This window comes from uncultured Candidatus Thioglobus sp. (assembly GCF_963981275.1).
In the GTDB taxonomy this organism is placed as follows: domain Bacteria; phylum Pseudomonadota; class Gammaproteobacteria; order PS1; family Pseudothioglobaceae; genus Thioglobus_A.
On record NZ_CAXCCZ010000054.1, the window covers coordinates 1 to 4348 of the forward strand.

Consider the following 4348-nt stretch of genomic DNA (forward strand, 5'->3'; position numbering starts at 1 on the left):
GCCTCAGTGTGAAATTACAGACGTATTGTATAATGAAGAATAGTTATTCTACAGTCACTGATTTCGCTAAGTTGCGTGGCTGATCAACATCAGTGCCTTTGATGAGTGCCACATGGTAGCTCAGTAATTGCAAAGGAATGGTGAATATAATAGGCGCGGTGATGCGTCCTAAATCGGTTGTAGTCGGTATGATTGTCATGCCCTTCATGGGTGCCACCTTGGCGACTTCATCTTCAAAGACAATCATCTCTGAGCCTCTTGATTTAACTTCTTGAAGGTTAGATTTAAGCTTATCCAAAAGACTATCATTAGGTGCTACGGCAATTACTGGTGTGTCATTATCAATCAGAGCAATGGGCCCATGCTTAAGTTCGCCTGCAGGAAAAGCTTCAGCATGGATGTAGCTGATTTCTTTGAGCTTAAGCGCGCCTTCCATGGCGATGGCATGCATTGTACCTCTACCTAAAAATATGGCGTTAAATTTATCTTTGAAGGTTTTGGCAAGCTCTTTAATTTGATCTTCTTGCTCAAGTGTTTTTTTAATTAAGCCTGGCAGGCGATTTAATCCGTCAACAATCGTTGCTTCTTGCTGTTTGGATACTTGCTTGTGGCAGCGTCCAACAGCTACTGAAAGTAGTGCAAGCGATACTAGCTGAGTGGTGAAGGCTTTAGTACTAGCTACGCCAATTTCTGGACCGGCGTGGGTTAGAAAAGTAAGCTCTGATTCACGTGTGAGTGATGACTCTGCTGAGTTGCAAATCGTCAATGTATGAATATTCTTATCTTTACTGCGCTTTTTAACCGCTTTGAGCGCTTCTAGCGTATCTGCTGTTTCTCCGCTTTGCGAGATAGTGATAAATAATGTATCTTCAAGAATGATTGGATTACGATAGCGGTATTCGCTCGCGACTTCAATATGGGTGGGGATTTTGGCAATGTCTTCTAGCCAATATTTTGCTACCAAGCCTGCGTTGTAGCTAGTACCGCAGGCAATAATTTGAATGTGCTTGGTTTTTTTAAAGATATCTTTGGCTTTATGCCCAAAGGCTGATGATAGTACTGTGTCTTTAGTAATACGCGACTCTAAGGTATCACGAATAGCTTGCGGTTGCTCAAAGATTTCTTTAAGCATGTAGTGGTCATAGCCACGTTTAGAGGTTTGGCCGCTTTTAAGTTTTGAGGTTTTAATTTCTCGCTCTACTTGCTTGCCATCTTTGTCATAAATAGTGACTGAGTCAAGGGTAATATCAGCAATATCACCTTCTTCTAAAAAGATAAAGTCTTTGGTAATATCTAGCAGAGCCATTTGGTCAGAAGCAATAAAATTGCCTTTCTTACTGATGCCAATCACCAGTGGCGAGCCACTACGCGCAGCGATAATACGCCCTGGATCTTTAGGGGAGACTACACCAACACCATAAGCACCCTCAAAGGTTTGAATGGCTTTTTGTGTGGCTTCTAATAAAGACTCACTGTCTTGTAAATGCTGATGAATAGCATGGCCAATCACTTCGGTATCAGTATCTGAGGTAAATGTATACCCATCTACCTCTTGTGCAGCTTTTAATTCTAGGAAATTTTCAATAATGCCATTATGCACCACGCTGACCGTGTGATTACAGATGTGTGGATGTGCATTGCGGCTTGTTGGCTCACCATGGGTGGCCCAACGGGTGTGGGCGATGCCAACCGTGCCGTCAAGCGGTATTTTTTTCTCTTTAATGTTATTTTCAAGATTAACAACTTTACCTGCTGCTCTGGCACGATGTAGCTCGTTATCCGCTGATAAAACCACCACACCAGCAGAATCGTAACCACGATATTCTAAGCGCTTTAGTCCGTCAATCAGTACCGATGTGATGTTTTTCTTACAAATTCCGCCGACGATTCCGCACATAGTGGTCTAATGTTAAGTTATGAATGTTTAATTTTTAATGATTATAGCGGGCTAATAAGCGCAAGGTAAACTAGATTGCAACAACTTCTTTTTCAAGTAATTTTATTTCTTGTTGTTGGCCAATCAGCTTTAGAAGTACGGTGACTCTATCGTTACTATTGTAGTTTTGAAAAATAGCTTGTTGACCTTTGAAAGCACCGGTTTGAATTTCAAGATGATCACCTTTGTGATGAGAGCAGATATCCATCATTTTTTCAATAGTTTGCTGTTGTTGTGTTTTGATTAAATTTACAATTTGATTGGGTACTTTTGCAAAGCTTAAGCCAAAACGTACAAAGTTAGAAACTCCTTTGGTAGAGCGGATAGGCGTCCAATTTTGAATTTTATCATCAAGCTCAATAAATAAATAGCTTAGAAACAGTGGCGTGGTTTTGTTGTTAATAACTGCTTTAGGGAAAAACACATTAAAATTTTGATTGGTCAAATTTTGAGTGGCAATCGCCTCTTGTTGTGGCTTTGTTTTAATTAGGTACCAGTTTTTCATATTGGGCCATTATAGACTATTAAATCGTTTTTTTTTTTGCTTTTTGAAAAGAAATAACGGCAATCTAGGTTATCGCGGATAATATCTATTTATGATGGTAGATTTACACAATCATTCTTTTTATTCTGATGGCGTGTTATCACCCCCTGAAGTTCTACATCTCGCTAAAGAGAGTGATTAAGCGTTACATTCTTAAAAATAAATAGAAATGATACAATTAAATTATTATTCGTATCAAAATATGATATTATTATAATTCTAATCATCTCATTAACAAGATAAGAAATATGTGGATATGGCAACAGGGTAATTGGCCGAACTTTGAATATGATGCTGAGACAGTAATGCTTGCGCTGTCCGATGCAATCAGCCATGTTGCCCCACTAATGCTGCTGGCCAATGAGCTAGACCAAGATAAAAAATTGGCACTAGAGTCTAAATCATTACTAGATGAAGCATTATCAAGTGCAAAAATTGAAGGTGAAATTCTAGATCGTGATTCTGTAAGGTCAAGCATTGCCAATCGACTGGGCATTGGTAAAGTGGGGAAAATGTCTAGAAACTCTACAGCCTTTATTGATGTTTTACTTGAATCCGTGAGAAGCTCGTCAAGCGTCTTAACCAAGCAGGATTTATTCAAATGGCATAGGACGATGTTTTCTGATAAACCAATCCTTGATAATTTAATTATTGGTGATTATCGAAATACACAGATGAAAGTGGTTTCAGGTAGATATGGTAAGGAGCAAATTCATTTTGAAGCGCCTTGCCTTGATTACCAATGTGTTGATGATGAAATGAATGTATTTTTAAATTGGCTACAATCTGACAATATAAATTCTGGCTATATTAAAGCGGCTATTGCAAAGTTTTACTTTGTCACTATCCACCCACTTGATGATGGTAATGGGCGTTTTTCTAGAATGATTGCAGAGCGCTGCCTCGCTGATGCTGAAAATACCAATATCAGACTTTATTCGCTATCAACAGAGATAGAAAAAAACAAAAAAGAATACCATGAGATTTTAGAAAAATGCCAAAAAGGTGAGTTAGAAATCACCCAATGGATTGTATGGTTTTTAGAGCAAGTAAAACTTGCCGCACAAAATAGCATGCATAAACTTAATAAAATCAGAAGTACAACCTTGTTTTGGGATAAGCATCGTAATATCAGTATGAATGATAGACAAAGAAAACTGGTTGTTAGACTGCTAGAAACTGAAGATTTTACTGATGGCATTTCTAGAAAAAAATATAAAAATCTAGTGGGCACTACTGATATAACTGCAGCAAGAGATTTAATAGATCTGTCAAATAAGGGTATCTTAATCTCTAGTGGCGGAGGAAGATCAACCAAATACCATATAGATGAAAATTGACTTACACAACCATTCGTATTACTCAGATGGGGTTTTGTCACCCACTGAGGTAGTGCATCTTGCTAAAGAACAGGGGTGCGATATGTTTGCACTGACTGATCATGATACGGTGAATGGTTTGGCCGAAGCTGAACTTGAGGCGAATAAGATTGGCATGCAATTTGTACCTGGGGTGGAAGTGTCAGCCATGTGGAGCAATATGACCATTCATATTTTAGGTTTGGGTGTTGATGCGGAAAATGAAGTATTGCAAGCAGGTCTTAAGCAACATCAAGATTTTCGTCAATTGCGCGCTGAAAAAATGGCACGAGGTTTAGGTGGTGCAGGTGTATTTGGTGCCATGGAAAAAACCCAGGCGATTGCTAAAAAAGGCATGATTACGCGTACTCATTTTGCCCAAATGTTAATTCAAGAGGGTGTGTGCAAAGATATGCGCAGTGTTTTTAAGCGTTTTTTAACCGGTAAAAAGCCCGGTGGTGTAGGTAGTAAATGGGCGCAGTTTGATGAAGTAATTGGGTGGATACATGC

At 39.0% G+C, this 4348-nt stretch carries 4 protein-coding genes; 2 read left to right on the top strand and 2 right to left on the bottom strand.

The genetic code is table 11. From position 1 onward, the window contains the following. Positions 1–43: 43 nt before the first annotated feature. Both glmS and ABNR88_RS06920 read right to left on the bottom strand, forming a co-directional pair. Positions 44–1897, bottom strand: a complete 1854-nt coding sequence (gene glmS / locus ABNR88_RS06915) for a glutamine--fructose-6-phosphate transaminase (isomerizing) (RefSeq protein WP_348670225.1) — start codon at positions 1895–1897, stop codon at positions 44–46. 70 nt (positions 1898–1967) lie between these two features. Beyond that, positions 1968–2441, bottom strand: coding sequence for a transcription termination/antitermination NusG family protein (locus tag ABNR88_RS06920; protein WP_348670226.1), 474 nt, complete (start codon positions 2439–2441; stop codon positions 1968–1970). Positions 2442–2728: 287 nt separating this feature from the next. On the opposite strand from ABNR88_RS06920, the gene ABNR88_RS06925 reads away from it, so the two are divergent. After that, complete coding sequence (locus ABNR88_RS06925; protein ID WP_291929330.1) at positions 2729–3820, top strand: DUF4172 domain-containing protein; 1092 nt, start codon at positions 2729–2731, stop codon at positions 3818–3820. Further along, the coding region (locus ABNR88_RS06930) for a PHP domain-containing protein (RefSeq protein WP_291929333.1) at positions 3810–4348 on the top strand (539 nt) is incomplete at its 3' end. The genes ABNR88_RS06925 and ABNR88_RS06930, both read left to right, overlap by 11 nt.